Origin of the sequence: Pseudomonas sp. K5002 (genome assembly GCF_013386655.1) — a bacterium.
Lineage (GTDB): Bacteria > Pseudomonadota > Gammaproteobacteria > Pseudomonadales > Pseudomonadaceae > Aquipseudomonas.
On sequence record NZ_JACARK010001191.1, the window covers coordinates 1 to 2,507 of the forward strand.

2 protein-coding genes and 1 pseudogene are annotated in these 2,507 nt (G+C 62.2%); all 3 read left to right on the plus strand.

Annotated features, from left to right (window positions below; translation table 11 throughout):
- Positions 1-192 (plus strand): annotated as a pseudogene (locus HX846_RS34745) (amidase); the annotation flags it as partial.
- Positions 193-203: 11 nt separating this feature from the next.
- Positions 204-1,082 (plus strand): polysaccharide deacetylase, encoded by an 879-nt coding sequence (locus tag HX846_RS34750; RefSeq protein ID WP_178967206.1) that lies wholly within the window; start codon positions 204-206, stop codon positions 1,080-1,082.
- Positions 1,083-1,124: 42 nt separating this feature from the next.
- The gene (locus HX846_RS34755; RefSeq protein ID WP_003210404.1) at positions 1,125-2,465 is read left to right on the plus strand and encodes an MFS transporter; all 1,341 of its coding nucleotides are present in this window, start codon (positions 1,125-1,127) and stop codon (positions 2,463-2,465) included.
- Positions 2,466-2,507 lie beyond the last annotated feature (42 nt).

Consider the following 2,507-nt stretch of genomic DNA (forward strand, 5'->3'; position numbering starts at 1 on the left):
TTCGTCAGCACCAACCTCGCCACCCTGCGCCTGACCATGCCCGGCAGCCTGCTGGACATGCCCGGCGTCAGCCTGCCCAGCGGCCGCGATGCCCTGGGCCTGCCCACCGGCCTGCTGCTCAGCGCCCCCAGCGGCGAAGACGCGCGCCTGCTTCGGGCCGCGCTGTCAGTAGAAACCGCACTCACTTTTTAAGGAGACACATCATGGCTAAAGACATCCTCTGTGCATTTGGCGTCGACGTCGACGCGGTCGCCGGCTGGCTCGGTTCCTATGGCGGCGAAGATTCCCCGGACGACATTTCCCGCGGCCTGTTCGCCGGTGAAATCGGTGCGCCACGCCTGCTCAAATTGTTCGAGCGCTACGGCCTGCGCACCACCTGGTTTATCCCCGGCCACTCGATGGAAACCTTCCCCGAGCAGATGAAGGCGGTGGCCGACGCCGGTCACGAAATCGGTGTGCACGGCTACAGCCACGAAAACCCGATTGCGATGACGGCCGAGCAGGAAGAAATCGTCCTCGACAAGTCCATCGAGCTGATCACCCAGGTCACCGGCAAACGCCCCACCGGCTACGTCGCGCCGTGGTGGGAATTCAGCAAGGTCACCAACGAACTGCTGCTGAAAAAAGGCATCAAGTACGACCACAGCCTGATGCACAACGACTTCCACCCGTACTACGTGCGCAAGGGCGACACCTGGACCAAGATCGACTACAGCCAGCACCCCGACACCTGGATGAAACCCCTGATGCGCGGCGAAGAAACCGACCTGGTGGAGATCCCGGCCAACTGGTACCTAGACGACCTGCCGCCGATGATGTTCATCAAGAAAGCCCCGAACAGCCATGGCTTCGTCAACCCGCGTCACCTCGAAGAAATGTGGCGCGACCAGTTCGACTGGGTCTACCGCGAGCACGAACACGCGGTGTTCACCATGACCATCCACCCCGACGTGTCCGGCCGCCCGCAAGTGCTGCTGATGCTTGAGCGGCTGATCGAACACATCCAGAGCCATGCCGGCGTGCGCTTCGTCACCTTCGACGAAATCGCCGATGACTTTATCCGCCGCCAACCGCGTACCTGACACCCGTACCTAAACCCTGGCCAACCTCCCGAGGCGCGATTCATGTCTATCTACAACAAGCTTGATCTGACTGGCTGGAAACCCCGGCAACTGACGCCCAAGGAAGTGCGTTTCGCCACCTGGATCGCGTTTTTCGCCTGGGTGTTTGCGGTGTATGACTTCATCCTTTTCGGCACCTTGCTGCCGGAAATCGGGCGGCACTTTAACTGGGGTGAAGTGGAGCAGGCGGAGATTGCGACATGGGTGGCGGTAGGCACCGCCGTGGTCGCGCTGGCCATCGGTCCGATCGTGGACAAACTGGGTCGGCGCAAAGGGATTATTTTCACCGTGGCCGGTTCGGCGATCTGCTCGGCGCTCACCGCCATTGGTGGTGCGTGGGGCAAGTCTTCGCTGATCCTGATCCGTTCGCTGGGCGGCCTGGGGTATGCCGAGGAAACCGTCAACGCGACTTACTTGAGCGAACTGTACGCGGCTTCCGATGATCCAAAACTGGCCAAGCGTCGCGGCTTTATCTACAGCCTGGTGCAGGGCGGCTGGCCGGTGGGCGCGTTGATCGCGGCGGGTTTGACCGCGCTGTTGCTGCCGGTGATTGGCTGGCAGGGGTGCTTCGTGTTTGCGGCGATCCCGGCGATTGTGATCGCGGTCATGGCGCGCAAGCTCAAGGAAAGCCCGCAGTTCCAGATTCACCAGCGCATCAGCGAGCTGCGTAAAAGCGGCGCGGTGAAAGAGGCGCAAAACGTCGCCGTGACCTACGGCGTGGACTATGACGAACACAGCAAGGCCGGCCTCAAGGCCGCATTCCGTGGCCCGGCCCGCCGTGCAACCCTGGTGATCGGTGCGGCGCTGCTGCTCAACTGGGCGGCGATCCAGGTGTTCAGCGTGCTGGGTACGTCGGTGATCGTCAGCGTGCACCACATCTCGTTCGAGAACTCGCTGATCATCCTCGTGCTGTCGAACCTGGTGGGCTACTGCGGCTACCTCAGCCACGGCTGGATGGGCGACAAGATCGGCCGGCGCAATGTCATCGGCCTGGGCTGGATGCTCGGCGGGCTGTCGTTTGCCGGGATGCTGTTTGGCCCGAGCAACATGGCGATGGTGGTGGGGCTGTACAGCCTGGGCCTGTTCTTCCTGATCGGGCCGTACTCGGCGGCGCTGTTTTTCATCAGTGAAAGTTTCCCCACCAGCATCCGGGCTACCGGTGGCGCGATCATCCATGCCATGGGGCCGATTGGTGCGGTGGTTGCCGGGTTCGGCGCGACCCAGGTGTTGTCGGCGGGGAGTGACTGGCAGACCGCTGCGCTGTGGTTTGGCGCAGTGCCGTGCTTCCTCTCCGGTGCGTTGATGTTTGCCGCGCGCCATGTGCGTCCGGAAACCGTCCAGTAAGGAGTTGATTCGATGAGTCGTAAAGTTGCATTGATTACCGGT

Excerpts from the sequence above, each read along its gene's own strand:
- HX846_RS34755 (WP_003210404.1), top strand. The coding sequence starts at position 1,125 with ATGTCTATCTACAACAAGCTTGATCTGACTGGCTGGAAACCCCGGCAA.
- HX846_RS34750 (WP_178967206.1), top strand. The coding sequence starts at position 204 with ATGGCTAAAGACATCCTCTGTGCATTTGGCGTCGACGTCGACGCGGTC.